10 protein-coding genes are annotated in these 20218 nt (G+C 57.3%); 1 reads left to right on the plus strand and 9 read right to left on the minus strand.

Features of this window, described 5'->3' with window-relative positions:
- Positions 1–217 precede the first annotated feature (217 nt).
- Positions 218–586 carry a hypothetical protein gene (locus FFS57_RS05610; protein WP_137936783.1) on the plus strand — a complete coding sequence of 123 codons (369 nt, stop codon included), beginning with the start codon at positions 218–220 and terminating at the stop codon, positions 584–586.
- Positions 587–711: 125 nt separating this feature from the next.
- On the opposite strand, the gene FFS57_RS05615 is transcribed toward FFS57_RS05610, so the two are convergent.
- The 9 genes from FFS57_RS05615 to FFS57_RS05655 all read right to left on the minus strand — a co-directional run bounded on the left by FFS57_RS05615 (position 712) and on the right by FFS57_RS05655 (position 20209).
- Positions 712–1371: an ABC transporter substrate-binding protein gene (locus FFS57_RS05615; RefSeq protein WP_137936784.1), complete on the minus strand. Its 660-nt coding sequence runs from the start codon at positions 1369–1371 to the stop codon at positions 712–714.
- Positions 1372–1648: 277 nt separating this feature from the next.
- Positions 1649–2506: a MipA/OmpV family protein gene (locus FFS57_RS05620; protein ID WP_171013654.1), complete on the minus strand. Its 858-nt coding sequence runs from the start codon at positions 2504–2506 to the stop codon at positions 1649–1651.
- 244 nt (positions 2507–2750) lie between these two features.
- On the minus strand, positions 2751–4925 hold the full coding sequence (locus FFS57_RS05625) for a penicillin acylase family protein (RefSeq protein ID WP_137936786.1): 2175 nt from the start codon (positions 4923–4925) through the stop codon (positions 2751–2753).
- 169 nt (positions 4926–5094) lie between these two features.
- Positions 5095–5292: an MbtH family NRPS accessory protein gene (locus FFS57_RS05630; RefSeq protein WP_137936787.1), complete on the minus strand. Its 198-nt coding sequence runs from the start codon at positions 5290–5292 to the stop codon at positions 5095–5097.
- Positions 5293–5375: 83 nt separating this feature from the next.
- The gene (locus FFS57_RS05635; RefSeq protein ID WP_137936788.1) at positions 5376–6485 is read right to left on the minus strand and encodes an ABC transporter permease; all 1110 of its coding nucleotides are present in this window, start codon (positions 6483–6485) and stop codon (positions 5376–5378) included.
- Complete coding sequence (locus FFS57_RS05640) at positions 6478–7422, minus strand: ABC transporter ATP-binding protein (RefSeq protein WP_137936789.1); 945 nt, start codon at positions 7420–7422, stop codon at positions 6478–6480. Before FFS57_RS05640 ends, FFS57_RS05635 begins: the two co-directional genes overlap by 8 nt.
- Complete coding sequence (locus FFS57_RS05645) at positions 7415–9106, minus strand: condensation domain-containing protein (RefSeq protein WP_137936790.1); 1692 nt, start codon at positions 9104–9106, stop codon at positions 7415–7417. The genes FFS57_RS05640 and FFS57_RS05645 overlap by 8 nt, the downstream gene beginning before the upstream one ends.
- On the minus strand, positions 9103–13641 hold the full coding sequence (locus tag FFS57_RS05650) for a type I polyketide synthase (RefSeq protein WP_137936791.1): 4539 nt from the start codon (positions 13639–13641) through the stop codon (positions 9103–9105). The genes FFS57_RS05645 and FFS57_RS05650 overlap by 4 nt, the downstream gene beginning before the upstream one ends.
- Before the next feature lie 28 nt (positions 13642–13669).
- The gene (locus FFS57_RS05655; RefSeq protein ID WP_137936792.1) at positions 13670–20209 is read right to left on the minus strand and encodes a non-ribosomal peptide synthetase; all 6540 of its coding nucleotides are present in this window, start codon (positions 20207–20209) and stop codon (positions 13670–13672) included.
- Positions 20210–20218: the final 9 nt, after the last annotated feature.

Genomic DNA, 20218 nt, shown 5'->3' on the forward strand with positions numbered 1-20218 from the left:
CACGTTGGCGTAGGTTCCCGTTTCATGGCCGACCGCTTGATCCTAGGCTTGGCAACGGAATAACCAAGACGCCCTGATGAATTTGAAAGTAATAAAATTAGAATATATCAATACTAAAATGACAGAAATGAAAATATTGCTTAAAATTCAGAACACTATAATCGGCCATCAACAAACCATAAATCCTTGATGGCCTTTTCTCACTATGAAGGTAAGTATGAATCAGAACCCATATATGCCACCTCAGTCCGATCTAGATGCTGCTGACGAAGCCAATCTGATGGAGGTCGCCAGTGCTCAGCGCATGCTGTTGATCAGCATCGTGATTTCGCTCATCTGTAACGTAACCATCAATGCAAGACCCGCTATGGATGCTGTCGTGGGTGTGGTGGCGATCGGCAATCTTGTGTTCAGTCTTTGGAGCATCTTCAGACTGTGCAAGGCACTGGATCGGCAACCCATTCTCTGGATGATCGCTATGTTCATCCCTTTGGTGAACTTGATTGCGTTATTGTTCCTGAATCGGCAGGCCACATCTCACCTCAAGGATGCAGGTTATGACGTGGGGCTGTTTGGCGCCAAGTAAAAATGATCAGCGGCAGCGCTCACAAGGAACGAACCCGTGTTGCGTTGCCCCATGTTTCGATTCCACCGCCAGACACCTTGCGACTCGTGAGCCGCATCACCGCTGTTCCATTCAAGCCAACCTGTCTACGGCTGACGATTCAGTTCAACCAGTCGTGCATGCAAGCCAGCATAACCCTCATCAGCCAGGGTGGGCCCAAGCGATGCGCGATAGCGTTCGGACAGCGAAGTCTTGCCGATCAGAATGTCGTTGATTAACCAATGATCCCAGCCACGCAACAGCAGGAAGTCAACCCGAATCGGCTTTTTACCTTTGGTTTGCAGACTGGTTCTGACCAGGCTGACGGTGTAGTCAACTTCGCTGGAGAGTACTTTCAAGTCAGTGGCAGCACAGACTTGCTTGATTGCTGGCAAATTGTCCTTGATCAGAGTGACAGTGAATTCAGCTTGCAATGCCTGCTGCTGATCTTCGGGTAGCATGGCAAAGCGTTCCTTGGTGAGTTTAAAGCCGATGTCACCCAATACATTTGGCAAGCTCAGAAAATCGCCCAGCTTGTTGGTCATGTATTGCTTCAAGGCATCGTCTTCGCACTGCTGCAGCCCCTTTTCCGCCGCAAGGTCTGTGCGGAGCGTTTCATACAAGGTACGGATACGGACCTTCGGGTCCTCGAAGTCATCCGTTGCCATGGTAATTGGTGAAAAGCACATGACAGACGATGCAATTGCCATGTAGGCAAACCGTTGACGAATGCGCGAGGCGAAATACAGACAGGTCAGAGAAGTCATTTAAGCGTCATCAAGTTAATAGTCGGATTCAAGATGAGGCCCGGCAACACGGTGTACACGACAATTTGCCGCGTCCGGATCAAACCCTGTCGACATGATCTATTGGCCCACCCCTGATCCCGTCTCAAACGTGAGCGACAAAACCACATCAATGGGCCACAGATTAACATATGCCACTGCCCGACCAATGAACAAGCATGGACAGGGTATGTCGGAACCGATATGACCTACCCTGCACCCAACACCTAGGGATCAGCGATTGAATCGCGCAATCCAATCAAAAGGTATAACTGACAATTGTGCTGCCGGACAGTTGAGTTTTTCTCAGCACAATCGGGCTGTCTGCTGCATCACCCACCAACCGAAGTGCCTCGCCATTGACGATCAACGAAGTCTGCTTGTTGATCGGTAACGTCCAGCTCAGATTGGCGCCGACATCAACCAATCCGGGGCCGGGGCTATAGCTGGCGAATCGGCTACGTGAGGCCTGTAACGGGTTGACGCCATACCAGGTCATCATGTAATGACGGTCGCCCCAATCAGCCAGTACTGAGCCAACCAGTGTACCGGCGACCCCTTCATAGAACTGGGTGCCCAAGCCCAGTCGCAGTGTGGTGTAGCCCTCTTGCCGGGCAGTAGCACGATTACCCTGTGCGTCGATATAGTCCTCATCATCGCCCTTGTCGGTAAAGGACAGGGTGGACTCCAGTTCGAAGATACCCATTTCCACCTTGGCGTTGAAGCCCAACAGACCCCGCCGTTTGATCTTGCCCATGCCTCGCAGATAATCCGACCCTTCGAAACGCGCACGATGGTCCTTGCGTTCTGGACTGAGTCCGGCAAATACGCTGAACGAGCCACGTTTGCCCAGGTCAGCCCCCCAGCCGATACCGGTTTGTGTTCCCAGGAAAAACCCCATTGGCGCCTTGATATCCAGGCTGGCCACTGGGCCGGTCACTGTTTCACGGCCGCCGCTGTAACGCGGTCCAACGCCAACCCCCAGACCGGTTGTCACCTCCCATCCATCAGCAGCAAAAACCGCTGATGTCAACAACAATACCGAGCCAGTACCCACAGCCCGCAATAAATGGGATAACGTGATCGATCGGTCGGGCCTGCTTAGAAACAACATCATCTTCAAACACTCCAGTAGGGTTAATACAAACAGCACCGTTGAGCATGACATGACCAACCAACTCTGGCAGGGGCCATATCACCCGGTCTGCCGATTGGCCATCAACATGGCAACCCGGCATTGACGAGCTGCGTGACCCAATGGCCAAGCAAGACTGTTCACCAGCGGCTGGCAAAATGGGCCACGCCCACACACATTCAACATCCTGATCTGAAAAATGTCGCTCAGGATTCGACCCTGCCAATCAGCGCAGGAACACCTCCCGTCTTATGGCGCCCCGCTCCACTTCCCGTCTTGTCAGCAACGCATCACGCATCACATTGCGTGATGACATGGCCAACTGATCGCCATAATGTGGAGATGACGGGTTACTGCTGTTGCCGTAGGTATGCACTACCTTGGCGCGGATGGGGCGGCCAAATTCAACCAACGCAGTGAACGTGTCGCCAAAAACGGCACGCTGCCGGCCATCCTTGTCATTGACATAGCCAAAGGTTCGGAAACCCCCAAGGCTTTCGCTTGCGCCATTGGCCGCTTCATCGACATAACGTGGGCCACCGGGCTGGCCCCGACGGAAACGATAGACATCGCCAAAGGCGACATCCAGCGGCAGGCCAGTCTGTTTGAACACGGCAATGGTCTTGCCCAGATTGGTCAAGGTGGTCACCGGATCCGCCAGACCCGCTGGCGTGGTATAGGGCTGGGCTGGGTCCGGTGCCTGGCGATAAGGCAAGGCCTCTTCACCACCAGAGAAGGCAACCCACCCGGCAAACAACACGGCACCCCGACTGGTGGTATCGCTCCGACGATCCCACTGCCCAAGGACCTGGGCTGCGGCCATCAGCTCAGCATTGCCAGAGGCCTTGGCAAAGGCGATCAAGTCATCCAGCACGCGATCCGCCAACAGCGAGCGGGTATCATGTTTGGCGGTCACCAAACTATCCAGCGTGAACGGCGGGCTGTTTTCGATCAGCTGGATACCACGCTGTTCGCGCAGCAATGGACTGATGTACGGGGAGAGGTAACTCGCATAACGGGTTGGGTCCAGCGCAGGTTTGCCCATTGTCCACGGGACACTGTTGGAGTTTTGTACCCAACCGGTTGCGGGGTTGGTCACCTGTGGCAGCTCATCCAGTCGCAACGCATCACGCCAGATCAGATCACTGCGACTGCCATCTACCGGATTGGCCCAGAATTCGGCATCCCCTTGTGAGCGCCGTGGCGTCAGGCCACCAAACACCCCCCAGATATTCTTCGCTGCATCAGCGTAGATGATGTTGTGATAGGGGTTGCGCAACTGTGCCACAGTTTTCTGGAACTGGCTGAAATCCTTGGCCTGCGCCATGTCCCACCATTGCTCCAGTACTCCGGGTGTCTGCAATTGATCTATGCCGACCACGCGCATGGCATAGCTTTTGCCATCTTTCTCGAATACCGGGCCATGTACCGAGCGCTGAATTGTCAGAGGTTGTGACTTGAGGGTGCCATCAGCCTGCTTGATCAGCAACGTTTCCTGACGTGTCTCGAAATCGCGTGGCTGCCCGTCCAACAGATACTGTTCGCCTTGTCGTTTCAATTCGTACAGATCGCAACCATCCTGACTGTTCACGGTATGCACCCAACCCAGGCGCTGATTGAAACCAATCCGCATGACGGGTAGACCGACCAGTGTGGCGCCGTAAATGTCGTATTCCGGGCTGTTGAAATGGGCCTCGAACCAGGTGTGGGTTCCACCCCAGACCAAGTGCGGGTTAGCCAGCAACATCGCATTGCCGGATGCAGTGCGTGGTGATCCCAGCGCCCAGCCATTGGAGCCACCGATCACATTGATCGGCGTCACTTCCGGATCGGGATAGGCCATCGAGCAGTTTGCTGCACCTGTCGTGACCGAGCTGGTCAGATAACTGAAAAACAGCCGCAAGGTGTGTGCCATCACATCTTCACTGCGTATCGGCAATACTGCACGTGCAGCGGGGCTGAGTTCCATCTTGGCGGCCTGATCGTTGATGCCGGCCACGAAACCGTCGATGTAAGCGCGCATGCGTGGGCTTTGTTGCTGTAGCCATTGTCGGGCACGGGTCGGGAAGCCCATGGTACGGATCAGGGTATCGACTTCCACCAAATCCGTCGGGAATGGCTCCCCAGACTCGAATACCGGCCCGTAATATTCGGCGCTACGACCACGGGCCTGAGCGTACAGGCGCAATAGCAGCTCCGGGTGCATTTGCAGTTGGGCGCGACCAAATGCGTAAGACAGGCTGTCGGCCCGCCAGGCATAGATATGCGGGACACCATGCGTATCCCACATGACCTGACTGCCACGTGGCTTGGTAGCCAGATCTTCCAGATCGATTTCGCAAGCATTCAGCGACAACAAGGCGGCCGCACCCAACAGCGTGCGCAGGGCATGTCTGATCACAGTGACTCCTTGAGGCCGCACACTGCCACTGCGTTCCGATCTGAATGGCAGGCAACAGCGACGGCAAGATTGATGTTGATTGGTATGACAGCAGGTAGCCTGTCCGGCTACGGTAGGTAGCCGAACAGGAACCCAAACCGCTTCTTTGAGCGGGAACGGGCGGCAGCCGTCAGTCGATCGCAGCCAGCTCGATCGGTTGGCGATCAACCATCAGCTGGCATTGGTGGGCCTTGCGGATATAGGCCTGGCAATCATTCCAACTGCCAATCACCAACAGGTCAGTCCAGCCAGCGGGGACATCATGGCTGAGATCATGGATCGCGTAGTCGTACTCGGCATTACGGATGACAGTAAAGCGGGTGATCATGAATCGCTCCCAACAGGTTCTGAATCAAAGTCAAGCGGGCTGATGCCCGGCAGGATGCGGCCGGGCAAGCACCAAGGCCAAACTCAATACCAGCGGAATATCTTGGCGCCGGTCACGAAAGTACCAAAGCCGATCAGTGTCAGGATGATGGCCTGGCGGGCGATATCCATCACCCCAGCCCCCTCGACAAACACCATTCGCATCGCGTCAACCAGAATGGTCAGCGGCAACACCTGGATGATCGACACCATCCACTCCGGAAACTGTTTGTAACTGAAGAAAATGCCTGAAAAGATCACCAGGATCAGGATGGTGATCTCCAACAGACCACTGGCCGTCTGCGCCTTGATCGCCCGCGCAGCAGCCAGGATCGCGATGCCAGCAAAGCACAGATTGCCGGCAATGATCAGCAGCACGAATGGCGCCAAACCACCTTGGGCGTGGACATCAAAATAGCTTTGGGCAAAAAAGTAGATCGCCAGGATTTCCGCAAAACTGAACACAAAGCAGGCCAGCACATGCGCAGCCAGAAAATCATGGCGGCTCATCGGGGTGATGCGCATCTGCCGGGTCACTTTGGTGGCGCGTTTTTCAATCAATGTCCAACCCACCGCGATCAGGCAGGTTTCCATGATGGCCATGGCAATCAACCCGGGAACCAGAAAGTCGACATAGCGCAGCCCAGGGCTTTCCAGCACTGACATATCTTTGTCCACCACTTTGGCCAGACCGGATGGGTCGTCGCCCAGGAAAAAGTAGGTCAGCATCGCCTCGTTGTTTTGCGGGTCCAGATAATAGATACGCTTACCGGAGGTTGCATCCGGCTCCACGAACATCTGTACGTCACCCCGCTTCAGTCCTCGCACCACCTCGTCACGGTTCTGGTAATACTTGAATTGGTATTTGACCTTGACCAGGTGATCACGCTTGAGCTCGCCCGCGTTGACAATGGTGGACAGCGTGTGCTCTTTTGACGACACTTTGTCCGCCCATGCCCTGATATCTGCCTGTGCCTGGGCATTGGCTGGCAATACCACACCAACGGTGCGTTCCCCGACTTCTTTGTCGGCAAACGATACACCCAGCAGCCACACCAGCAACAACGGAAAACCAAACGACCAGAACAAGATCTGCGGCTCGCGCATATATTGCCGGAACTGGGTCATCATCAGATTGAGCAATGCATTATTCATGGAAACCTCGGCCAGCCAGGGATAGGAAGAGATCGTCCAGCGTCTTCTTGCGGACGATGATTTCATCGATGTCGATCTTGCGCTCACGTACGAACTCGGACAGGCGGAACAGAAAATCCGAACCGTTATGAACCAGAATGCGGGCCTTGGCCGATACTTGGTCATAGCTGTAGCTGATCACGTTGTCGTTTTGCCGCAGCTCGGCGCAAGCCTGTTCGTTGTGTACCCGGTATTCCACCACTTCACCCGGTTCGTGCGTCTGCAACAGCTCACGCAACGTGCCCTGGGTCAGAATGCGGCCCTGGTGCATGATGCAGATGCGGTCACAAAGAAACTCCGCCTCTTCCATGTAATGCGTAGTCAGAATCATGGTGGACCGGGTTTCGCGATTCAGCCGACGCAATATCTCCCAGGTGCCGCGCCGCACTTGCGGGTCCAGCCCGGTGGTGGGTTCATCGAGAATCATGATTTCCGGTTCGTTGAGAATGGCGATCGCCAGGGCCAGCCGTTGCCGCTGGCCGCCGGACAAGCCTTCCACCAACGCCTTGCGCTTGCTGGTCAATTCGACCAGTTCCAGCACTTCGTCGGTACGGCTGCGGGGACGTTTGTAAAAACTGCCGAACAGGTTGACGGTTTCGTCCACTCGCAGCTTACCGATGAACAGTGTCTCCTGCAGTACACCAGACAGGCGCATGCGCAGGTAGGCTTCATCCTTGGCCCAGGTCTTGCCCAGAATACGGATACTGCCTGCTTCCGGCTGTTTCAGGCCCTCGATCATTTCCACCAACGTAGTCTTGCCAGCGCCGTTGGGGCCGAGTAGCGCAACGAACTCGCCGCGACGGATATCGAGGGAGACGTCGTTGACTGCAGTCAGATCTTTGAAACGTTTGGTCACACCTTTGAATTCGATGACCTTGTCGAGTGTTGCATTATCCATTTGACTGACGATCCAGTTGGTTGATGGCGGCCTGAGGCGCTTGCGTGACGTGACGCAGCACGGCTTCGGTCATATGCAGCAGGCGATCCAGCCCGTGCTCGTTCAGGTTGGTGCAGGTGATACGGATGCAGGGTTTCTCTTGCCCAGTGTCGACGATGTATAGGTTGATGGAATCATCTTCCCAGCTGCTTTGGCATGCTTCGGTCAGGGCAAACTGACGCGGGTCGTTCACCTGCCAAGCACGGACTTTGCCTTGGCTGGGCGCTTTCTCACGTTTGTATACTCCTTGCAGAATATTGATGTTGATCACTGGGTCCGGCACTCCGCCCAACTCATTACGTGGTGGTCGCTTTTGAAAGCGATGTCGCCAGCCAGCCTCGGGCGGAAAGGAATCCATGAACAGGTAATCTGCCAGATAACGCGGATACAGCTGTGCCCGCCGGAATAATTTGGCAAACAACCACCCGCCCGCCCGAATCGCCCCGACATAGGTACGCGGACTATGTTGCCAGCGCTGTTCAGCCAGAATGCCCATCGGGATGCTCCACGGGCAATCCTTGTGTTCGTAGGCTTCCAGTACATGGCGACGCACATCGATCAGCAACTGCTCAAAAGTCAGCCCTGATTGAAACGAAAGGGGTACCGGCATCACCCGTAGCAGCGGCGCCATCAGGTTTTCGGTACCATTCTGTTCGCGGCTTTCCAGCACGGAGTTGAGTGTGAAACGCGACTGCCCAGTCAGTTGATGAATGACGCAACCCAGTGCAGCGATCAGGCACATCTGCTGGGTCGCCTTGTGTTTTTTTGCCAGCTCATGCAATTGCGCAAACGTTTCGTCCGGGAAGGCCATATAGCGGTTGTGGTGCTTGATCGGGCCGGCTTCCTCCAGCATCGGTTTCGGGAACCGTGCGTACGGATGATCACGTAGGCATTCGCGCCAGAACTGCATACCGGCCTCGCCGCGCTGCCGATTGCGTTCCCGTTCGAATGTCACGAAATCGCCGATTTGCATGGTGTCCGCCCGGCCTGGCAGACGATTCTCGCCACGGGTCAGACGGTCGTAACAATCCATCAACTGCTGCTGGAACAAGTGCACCGCCCCACCATCCGCCACAATGTGCGGAAAGCACAGCAACAGTACATGACTGTTGTCGCTCAGCCTGAACAGCTTGCCACGCAACAAAGGTGGGGCATCCAGCTTGAAGGGTGCATCCAGCATTTGTTGCGACGTCCTGGCAATCACGGCAGACCGGTCCACATCGTTCAATGCACCCAGATCCTGGAATGGCAGATCGAACGACCGCCAGGGTTGAATGGTTTGCACCGGGTTCCAGTCCGGGATGCTGGCACGCAGCGCATCGTGCCGCTGCAGTTGCTGGTTGAGGGCTTTTTCCAGCAACGCCACATCCAGCTCGCCTTCAATCATCAACCGCAACAGATTGTTGGCCGTTTCGCCCAGCGCCATGTAGACAAACCAGAAGCACAACTGCGCATAGCCCAGTGGGATTGCCGTCCCTGCCGGCACCGGCTGTGGGCGGATGCTGAATTCCGCCTCGACAGGTGGCGGGTTGCTGACGACTGGTTTGGGCGCAGTCTGGCTATCCGGCCGCTTGAACAACAGGGCATCCATATCCAGCTCAGCCAGCGGACCGTTGGAGGTGACAGGTTGAATCGGGTTCATCATGCTTCCTCCATCGCCGGTAGCGACTGACGATCCTTCGTAGCACGGGCAATCACGCTTTCTGCCAGTTGTGCGATGGTCGACTGGTCATAGATCAAGCCAGTCGGCAACGTGACTTTCAGCTTGCGCTTGATCTCGGTGATGATCTGTACGGCCATCAGTGAATGCCCGTTCAGCTCAAAGAAGTCATCGTGCACACCCAATGGCGCCACGCCCATCTTTTCCTGCCAGATGTCGCGAATGCAGGCTTCCACCCCATTGCGCGGTGCCACGAACGCCACGGCCAGATCTGGCCTCGGAAAGAAATCACCCAGCGCATTTTCGGCAGCAGGTTCGGTTGACCCTGTTGCGTTTTCGGTCGAGGGTGTCGTTGTATCCTGCTCAACGGGCAACGGCAGACCGCGTGTGGAGGTGTAGCAGTGATGCAGTCCGCTGTCCAGCATGCGCTCCAGCGCCACCACGCCTTCTTCCGGGGTGATGCCATGACGGATGTAATCCAGCTTGGCGGCACCCAGGCTGTTGACCGCCATGCCAACTTCCTTCCATGAATCCCAGCCGACCGTCAGATAACGGGTGTTGCTGGCCCGGCTGGCCGCGGCCTGGGCAAATGCATCCTGGAATGCATTGGCAGCGCAATAGGCCACCTGTCCAACCGGCGCAATGTGCGAGGCCAATGATGAGCACAGAATGAAACAATCCATACTGTTTTCAGGCAACAGCGCATCAAGCGCCAGCGTCCCTTCCACCTTGGCTGCGAATACCGCTTCCGACTCTGTTGCAGTCCGCCGCTGAATCAACGCTCCATCGGCAATCCCGGCCGAATGGATCACGCCATTGATACGACCCAGACGTCGTTGCGCATCGGCGAGGGCCAGTTTCATGGCAGCCTGATCGGCAATATCCGCTGCAATCACATGGACCTGTGCCCCTTCCGCAGCCAGGGTTTGCAGCAGGCGAATACGCTGGGATTTTTCGTTGGAATCGGCATGACTGGCCAGCCAATCAGCCCACTGGGCCTCGGGTGGCAATTCATTGCGCGACGTCAGAATCAGCTTGGCTTGATAACGGCTGGCAAGATGCTTGGCGAAGGTGGCACCAATCCCACCGAAACCACCAGTGATCAGATACACGCCCTGCCGGCGGAATACCGGTTGTACCGGCGCATTCGGCAGTGACACGGCCGCCATGGCCTGAACAAAGCGCTGGCGACCACGCAGCGCCACGCAAGCATCCCCGTCGATCATCAGCTCGGCCAGCAACGATCTGGCATCAAAGGCAGCGGCAGCGCCGAACAAGCGTTTTGCAGGCAGAACCAGGTCAATACTCTTGCAGCGAATCTGTTCGTATTCCTTTGGAATGACCCGGCATGGACCCAACAACAGCGCTTTGGCCGGGTCCAGCGCATCGCTGCCAGTCACGTCAAACAGTTGCGTGCTCAACACGCTGAGTGACAACGCCTGATCCCCAGCCGCCTGCGAGCCCAGACGCGCCAACTGCAGCAGGGTTTCAAACTGCTCATAACCCACCCGGCCGGTCGTCTTGGCGGCCGTGATGCCCCAACCAAACACAATGTGATCCGGCATGCCGCCTTGCTTGATCAGCCATTCCACCAGCCTGGCCATATCATCGCCGTTGCCCGGTTGCATTTGCACCCGGCCGGCATCCTGCACTGCGAACCCCTTGCCGGGGCTGACCAGCCACAACTGCCCACCGGCAGCCCGTAGCATTGGGGCCAGACTGCTGACCACACCCTGTTCGTCGTCGAACAACAACCAGCGACTACCTTGCAGATTGGTTTTAACCGCCGGTTTGGCCATTTGTTGCCAAACCGGCTGATGGAACCAGTCGGCCAACGGCAAGCGTTCGCTACGTGTTGTCGTTGCGCTGGATCGGGTCGTACCAACCGGGTCGATCCAATAGCGCTGGCGTTGAAAGGCATAGGTCGGCATGGATAATTTACGACGTTGTTCGTCGCAATAGAATCCACGCCAATCCACCGGCACGCCCAGCGTCCATAACTGGCCAAGTGCACCAAGCAGAAATGCATCATCGGCCGTTTGACGTTTCACATCGCGCACGCAGGACACCACCTGACTACGTTGTGCTGACTGCAGTTGCTGTTCCGCCAATCCTGCCAGTGTTCGGCCCGGGCCGATTTCCAACAGTACGCTGGCGGTATCCTCCAGCACACGGGCAATTCCATCGGCAAAGCGTACGGCCGATCGCAGCTGGGTCAACCAGTAGCTGACCGACGTAGCGGCTTCGTCACTGATCCAGTCGCCACTGACGTTGGAAATGAACGGCAGGGTCGGCGGGTTCAGCGTAATACCGTCAAATGCCCGCTCAAAAGTGGCCAGGCAGCTGTCCATCATGGCTGAATGGAAAGCGTGCGAAGTATGCAGCCGGCGTACATGCACGTCGGATTGCTTGAGCGCGTCCTCGATCGAATCGATCAATGCATGCTCGCCAGACAGAACCACCAGCTCTGGCGCATTGACCGCAGCCACCGATACCCCTGGCACCAGGAAGGGCTGGATTTCTGTTTCCGACAGGTCGACTGCAATCATGCTGCCAGCAGGCATATCGTCCATCGCGGCGGCACGAGCCGCCACCAGCGCCAGTGCATCCGGCAATGAGAACACCCCCGCCAGGCAGGCTGCAACGTATTCGCCAATACTGTGGCCAATGCAGGCTTTGGGTCGAATACCCCAACTGATCAGCAATTGGGCTAACGCATATTCCGTGACAAACAAGGCCGGTTGGGTAAAGCGAGTACGATACAGCGGCAGGCTGTCACGCGGCAGGTCCGTCGCATCGTCGAACAGGATGGCCCGCAAATCCCGCCCCAATAACGGTTGCAACTGATCGGCGCACTCGTCGACGATCTGGCGGAACCGTGGCTCGGTGTCGTACAAGCCACGCATCATGCCGACATACTGGGCACCCTGGCCGCTAAACATGAACACAACCGGGCGATTGGCCTGCTTGCCGTGTTGTACTGCCGGTGCGGCCGCAAGCTTCTCCAGGGCATCGGCACGATTCTGGCAAACCACACTGGCACGATATTCCAATCCGATACGGCCCGTCTTCAACGTGTAGGCTGCATCCGGCAACGCGGCATCGTCCTGTCCGGACAGCCAGTGACGGAAACGATCGACATTGGCCTGCAGCGCTGCCTTGTTCTTGCCAGAAAAACACAGCAGCTGCGATGGCCGCGATGGACCACTGGTTGGTTTGGCATCCACCCCTTCCAGAATGGCATGGGCATTGGTACCACCGATACCGAAGGCACTGACAGCGGCGCGGCGCACAGTATTGTCCCAATGCTGCCGACGGGTGGACACATAGAATGGCGAGGTGGCAAAGTCGATTTCCGGGTTCGGCGACTCATAATTCACGCTCGGCGGGATCACTGCATGTTCCAGCATCTGCACGACCTTGATCACCCCAGCCACACCTGCCGCCGTATCGGTATGACCGACATTGGCCTTGACCGAGCCGATGGCGCAATAACCCTGCCGATCGGTGAACTGGCGATAGGCTTTGGTCAGTGCTGCAACTTCGATCGGGTCCCCCAGATGTGTGGCTGTCCCGTGCGCTTCCACATAACCAATGCTGTCGGCCGGCACATCGGCTGCCACCAGTGCCTTTTTGATCACTTCTGCCTGGCCCTCGATCGATGGCGCAGTAAAACCCACCTTCTGGGTGCCGTCGTTGTTGATGGCAGTACCTTTGATGATGGCGTGGATGCTGTCACCATCGCTCAATGCGTCGCTCAGTCGTTTGAGCACTACCACGCCCACACCATTGCTGGAAATGGTACCGCTGGCGTTGGCATCGAAGGTGCGGCAATGACCATCGCGCGACAAGATGCCACCCTCGGCATAGGCATAACCGCTCTTGTGCGGCACACTGATACGCGCGCCACCCGCCAACGCCACATCGCAGTCGCCTGCCAGCAACGCCTGGCAGGCGTAGTGCACCAACACCAGCGAAGTTGAGCATGCGGTACCCATCACCACGCTGGGGCCAGTCAGATTCAGCTTGTATGAAACACGGGAGGCCAGCAGATCGTGATTGTTTTCATACATCAGATCCTGTAGCGAGACATGCTGCAACAACGCCGGGTTGTTGACGATGTTCTCGACCAGGTAACTGCTACCCGATGAACCGGCGAACAGGCCGATCTGCCCCTTGAACTGGTCCGGCGCGCAACCGGCGTGCTCCAGAGCTTCCCACACGGTTTCCAGCAACAGTCGGTGTTGCGGGTCCATCAATTGCGCTTCTTTGGCGGAGTAGCCAAACAACCCGGCATCGAAATATTCGATATCTTCGATGAACGCTCCCGAATTCACGTAATCCGGGTCGGACAGCCGCGCGGCACCGATACCTGCTTTTTCCAGTTCGTCACTGCGCAAGGGGCGGACCGATTCCAGGCCCGCTTCAATATTGCGCCAATATTCGTCAATGTTGTTTGCCCCGGGGAAGCGCCCTGCCATACCGATGACGGCAATTTCAAATCCATTCATATCCTGCATATTTATTCCTACCTCAACTCTGTTGCGGTTACACGTTTTGCTTTTGACGTTGCAGTTCTGCCAGCCGGCGGCGGCCATCGGCCACCTTCTGGCCCACTTCAGCCAGTTGCACCCCGGTGTCGGCCGGACCACGCTCAAGGTGGCTCGCCAAGGCATGGATGGTCGGATAGTTGAGCAAGTCGACTATCGACAACATGTCATAGCCCTTGGCACGTAGTTGCTGGTGCACCCTGGCCAACAGCAGCGAATGGCCGCCGAGATCGAAGAAGTTGTCATCGATACCCGGGTTGGCCACCGCCAGTACCTGTGACCACACCGCCTGAATATCCTGCTCACGCTGGTTGCCTGGGCTGCGCAGACGCTGCGTGGTACCGGTGGCGGGTTTCGGGTCTGGCAGCGCCTTCAGATCGACCTTGCCATTGCGGGTCAGCGGCAGGGCCGGCAAGAACACGACGTAGCTGGGCAGCATGTATTTCGGCAGATGCTGTGCCAGGAAGGTCTTCAACACCACCGCGTCGCCATAAATGGTGCCCTGCGCCACCACATAGGCGGCAATGCGTTTGCCACCGGGTTCGTCCACCACCCTCACGACAGCCTGCAGAACCTGCTCGTGACGGCACAATGCGTTCTCGATTTCGCCGATTTCAATACGGAAGCCACGAATCTTCACTTGCGCATCAATCCGGCCCAGGTATTGCAACAAGCCATCGGGCAGGTAGCGCACCAAGTCGCCGGTGCGGTACAGCTTGGCGCTCAATTGCGGGTGGAACGGATTGGGCACAAAACGTTCAGCATTGAGTTCGTCGCGATTCAGATAACCGGTCGCCAATCCATCCCCGCCGACATACAGCTCACCAGGTGTCCCGATCGGTACTGGGTTCATGAACCGATCCAGCACATAGGTCTGGGTATTTTCAATCGGACGGCCTAGCGGAATGCTGTCGAAATCCGCCACTTGGTCTGCCTGCACATCGAAAGTCGTCGTGAAGGTGGTGTTCTCGGTTGGCCCGTAGCCATTGGTCAACCGCAATTGTGGCAACACCGACAGCAGCTTGCGGGCATGGGCTGACGACATGGCTTCGCCACCGGTGATCACTTGCTTCAATGGCGCCAGCAAGGCCGGTTTTTCATCAACCACGGTATTGAACAGTGAGGTGGTCAGGAACAGTGTCTGGATCTGGTGTTTTTCGATCACTGTTTCCAGCACCGGGATACTGGGCAAGGTGTTCGGATACAGTACCAATGTGCCACCGTTCAGCAGCGCCCCCCAGATTTCCAGCGTGGCGGCATCGAAGCTGATGGTGGAAAGCTGCAATATCCGCCCATAACGTTCGAAATCGATATGGCTCACCTGTTTCACCAAGCGGGCAATCCCCTTTTGCCGAATCATGGCGCCTTTGGGCAAGCCGGTAGAACCGGAGGTATACATAATGTAGGCGATGGCCTCGCTACTGGTCGTCACCGGCAGATCAGTGACTGGATACTGCGCCACCGTGGTCGTCATGCGATCCAGCACGATCAACTGCGCAGCCACACCGCTCAGGCGCATCAGGGCCCGCTCTTGAGTCAATACGATGCGACTGCCAGTATCGGCGAGAATGGTATCGATCCGTTCACGTGGGTCGTCCAGGTCGATCGGTACATACACCGCCTCGACCTTGATCACGGCCAGAATGGCCACGATCAGATCCATCGAGCGGCTGAGATGGATACCGATCGGATCACCTGCCTTCACCCCCTGCCCCATCAGATAATGCGCCAACTGGTTGGCCCGGGCATTCAGCTGACGATAGTTGAGCTGCTGGTCAGCCTCGATCAACGCAATCTGCTCGCCTACCTGGGCCACCTGTTCGGTAAACAGACTGGCCAACGTGCCATGGCCATCGTAACCGTTGCCGCCATGGTTGAATTGCGTCAGCAGCTGCTGACGCATGGCTGGTGCCAGGAAATCCTGCGCGTGATGCGGCTGTGCCGGGTCGGCGGCCATCGCAGCGAAGACTTGCTGATAGTAATCAGCCAGGGCGTCGATCTGGGTACGGGTCAGCTGGTATTCGTCGAAGTCGATCTGTACCGACACCTGATTGCGAGCCAGCTTGGAAGACAAGGTCAAATGCTGGAAATGCACATTCAGCGCGAAGTTGGTACCTTCGTTGACATCGCCGCTGTCCAGCGTGTCCACCACTTCGAAGCCCAGTTTGCTGTCCAGTTGGTCATAGACATGGAAATCCATGTAATTGAACAGCACGTCCTCCAGCAGTGGCTGTTTGCCAAACTGACGCTGAATCTCCGCCAGCGGGAAACGTCGATACGGCATTGCAGCGCATTCCCGGGCAAATACCCCTTTGACGGTCTCCAGCCAGCTGGCATGTTCCAGCTTGAAACGGAACGGTAAAGTGTTCAGGAACAGGCCATACAGCTGATCACCACCAATTTCCTCAGGCCGACCGTTGGTCGGGATGCCGGTCAGGATGTCGGTTTCGCCGGTCACCAGACTCATCACCTTCACATGCCCGGCCAGCAGCACGCTCTTCATGGGTACCGACGCGGCGTGCATCAGACGTTGCAGGCCGGCATAGACTGACTCCGGCAGCGTCAACCGTACTGCTTTCAGGCTGGGGGTGTGGCTACCTGGTGGGGTCGGCATCAGGCGCGGCAGTTTGAGAATCGTGCAGTCTTCCAGCCAATCGCCCCAGAACTGCTGATGTGCCGGGTCATTCACGGCGGCCAGCTCCATCTCCACGAAATCGCGATAGCTGACATTCAACGCAGGTGGCTCGGTGAAGGTACTGTCGCCGGTCAAGCCGGCATACCGGTTGAACACTTCCACGATCATGGTGTGGTAACTCCAACCATCATAGATCGGGTGGCATTCGGTCATGGTGAACTGCAATGACCGATCACTGCGCAGCTGGATGAAGAAGCGCAACAGCGTCGGTTTACTGAAATCGAAGGGAGTCCGCTTCTCGATTTCCAGCAAGGCCTTGATGCGGGTTTCCTGCGCTTCGTCGCTCAGACCGCGCAAGTCTTCCACCACGACGGGCAACACCGCCTCACGATGCACGATCTGCAACGGCTCGCTGCACCCCACCAGATCAAACCCAATGCGCAGGATGTCATGGCGCGCAACTGTTTGCTGCACGGCCGTGCGGAAAGCCGCCTCATTGAACGGGCTGGCCAGCCGGATATGCGAGGTGCCGGTGCAGTGATACACGTTCGATTCCGGCGTCAGCTGCATGTGGTAGAACATACCGCCCTGCATGCGGCTGAGTGGGTACGCATCGATGGCCGTGGCCGGCAGCTTGGCGCGATCCGCTTCCGAGATCAGGCTGAACGGCTGACGCTGGCGATTGATCGTTGGTTCGTTGCCTGGCTTGCTGGCCGCGATGCGGGCCAGTTCGGCGATGGTCTGCTGCGCGAACAAATCGACCAGCGACAGGTTCAACCCCAGCCCACGTGCCTGGCCGATTGCCTGCACGCCACGCAGCGAATCGCCACCCAGTGCAAAGAAGTTATCGTGGATGCCGATCTGATCCAGCCCCAACACCGACTGCCAGATGTCCACCAGCTGCTGTTCCAGCACGTTGCTGGCTGGTGCGTAATCACTGGCCAGTTGCGGGCGTTCGCTGGCAGGCGACGGCAAGGCCTTGCGGTCGATCTTGCCGTTGTTGGTCAGCGGCAGCGCTTCCAGAAACAGAAAATGCGCGGGCACCATGTATTCCGGCAGCACGGTCTTCAACAGACTGCGCAGCTGTTCCACCTTCACGTCCGCCACTGCCGGCACCACATAGGCCACCAGCCGGGCATCGCCTGCCACACCGTCCCGCCAGGTCTGCACGATGGCTTCCTTGACCTGGGACGATTGGCGCAACGCCGCTTCAATTTCACCCAGCTCGATACGGAAGCCACGAATCTTCACCTGATCGTCCGCCCGGCCCTTGTATTCGATGCTGCCATCGGCCAGAAAACGGCCCAGATCGCCGGTCTTGTAAAGCTTGCGGCCATCGGTGCGACCTGCCGCCTCAGCCAACGAGGCCGGCCAATCGATGAAACGCTCGGCAGTCAGCTCGGGCCGGTTCAGATAACCTTGTGCTACGCCATCGCCCGCCACATAGATTTCACCGATCACTCCAACCGGCACCGGCCGGCGTTGCGCATCCAGAATGAACAGCCGCAGGTCGGGGATCGCCACGCCAATCGGGCTGCTGCCCGGCCGCTCGGCATCCTGCCGGGTGATGGGCCGATAGGTGACATGCACGGTAGTTTCGGTAATGCCATACATATTGATCAGCTGTGGCGCCGCATCACCGTACTTATCCAGCCAAGGGCGCAGGCTGGCGGGCTCCAGTGCTTCGCCACCGAACACCACATAACGCAGGCTGAGCGCCTTGGCTGGCAAACCCGCGGCCTGATCGGCAGCGATGAACTGTTTGAAAGCGGAAGGCGTCTGATTCAGGACTGTCACCCGTTCCCTGACCACCAATTGATGGAAGGCTTCCGGTGAACGCGACACCATGTAAGGCACCACCACCAACCGACCACCGTACAGCAAGGCACCCCAGATTTCCCATACCGAAAAATCGAAAGCAGTGGAATGGAACAGGCTCCACACATCGTTCTGATTGAAGCCAAACCACGCATCTGTGCCCTTGAACAGCCGCAACACATTGCGGTGGCTGACCATCACCCCTTTGGGCTGACCGGTGGAGCCGGACGTATAGATGACATATGCCAGTTGTGATGGCGTGGCGGCCAGCGACAGGTTGTCAGACGGCATCGACAGGATGAACGGTAATTCGCTGTCCACGCAGATCGTGTCGATGGTATCGCTATCGAACAAGGTGCCATACTCGGCCTGGGTCACCACCAGCGATACCTTGGCATCGCTGACATAAAAACCGATGCGTTCCGGCGACAGGGCGGGATCGATCGGCAGGTAACCGTAGCCCGCCTTGAGCACGGCCAGAATCGCCACGACCAGATCCTCATGTCGAGGTAGGCAAATGCCGATCAACGGCGCGGCCTCCGGCTGGCCACCACCCTGTTCGCCAATGGAATGACGGATATAGTGCGCCAGTCGGTTGGCACGGGCATTCAACGATTGGTAGCTGATACGCTGGTGGCCTGCGCTGAGCGCCTCGGCAGTCGGCGTCAATCGGGCTTGGCGTTCAAATACCTCATGCAGGCACAGATCAGCAGGGAAATGGGCCACTGGTTGATCCCAGCAAGACAGAATCTGTGCCCGTTCTGCCTCGCCCAACAAGGCATAATCGACGATGGGCCGGTTGTCGTCTTCGGCAATCTGTACCAGCAACTGATTGAAATGATTGCTGAAGCGCTCTATGGTGCTGGCATCGAACAAATCGGTGCTGTATTCGAACGCGGCGCGCACTTGGCCATCGACATTATCCAGTGACAGGGTCAGGTCGAATTTGGCGGTATCGGATGGCACGGTCAACGGTGTCACCGTCAGGCCATCGAGCTGCCAATGGTCGGCGGCGGATTCCTGATAAGCGAACATCACCTGGAACACCGGTGCATGGCTGAGATCCCGTTCCAGCCGCAGCGCATCCACAATCCGGTCAAATGGCACATCCTGATTCGACTGACCAGCCAGCGTCACTTGACGCACCTGGGCCAGCAGGGACCGGAAAGTCTGGCCAGGGTCGATATCGGTACGCAATGCCAGCGTGTTGACGAAGAAACCAACCAGGTTTTCCAGCTCCAGCCGATTGCGGCCCGATACGGGGGTACCCACCACCAGGTCCGATTGGCCGGAATAACGGTACAGCAAGGCATAGAAAGCCGTCAGCAACGTCATGAACAGCGTGTTCCCTTGGACACGGGCCTGTTCGGCCAAGCGGTCAGTACTGTCACGCGGCAGATCCACGAACAGGGTCGCTCCCCGGAACGACTGACGGGCGAGGCGAGGACGGTCGTGTGGCAGGGCCATGGGCGTGGCGCCTTGCAGTTGCTGCTGCCAATACTGCAATTGGCGGTCGAACACCCCTTCTTCCGCCTGTCCACGCTGCCATTCGGCGTAGTCGGCATACTGGATCGGCAGCTCGATCCAATCCGGCTCGGTGCCTTGCAGCGCTGCACGATAGGCCTGCGCCAGCTCACGTGACAGAACACCGGTTGACCCACCATCAGAGATGATGTGATGCAAGGTGATGACCAGCACGTGCTCCGTATCGGACAAGGTCAACAGGCTGGCTCGCAGCAGGGGTGCCTTGGCCAGATCGAAGGGCTGGCGATACTGCTGCAGCATGAAAGCATCGACAGTGGCACGCTCGGCATTGAGTACGGCAACTGGTTCGATGGCGACTGTCAGTTCGCTCAGGCAGCACTGCTGTAACACCTGATCTTGATAGGTGAAGCAGGTACGAAGCGATTCATGGCGGGCAATCACGGTATCCAGTGCCGTTTGCAACGCCTGATGATTCAGCGGCCCAGTCAGATGAAGCGCAATGGTGATGTTGTATTGCGCCGATGCCGGCTCGAGTTGATCCAGCAGCCACAGCCGCTGCTGAGAAAACGAGGGCTTGAACAGATACGATGGGGCCTGCATTTTGCTCTC

The organism is Chitinivorax sp. B (assembly GCF_005503445.1).
Classification (GTDB): domain Bacteria; phylum Pseudomonadota; class Gammaproteobacteria; order Burkholderiales; family SCOH01; genus Chitinivorax.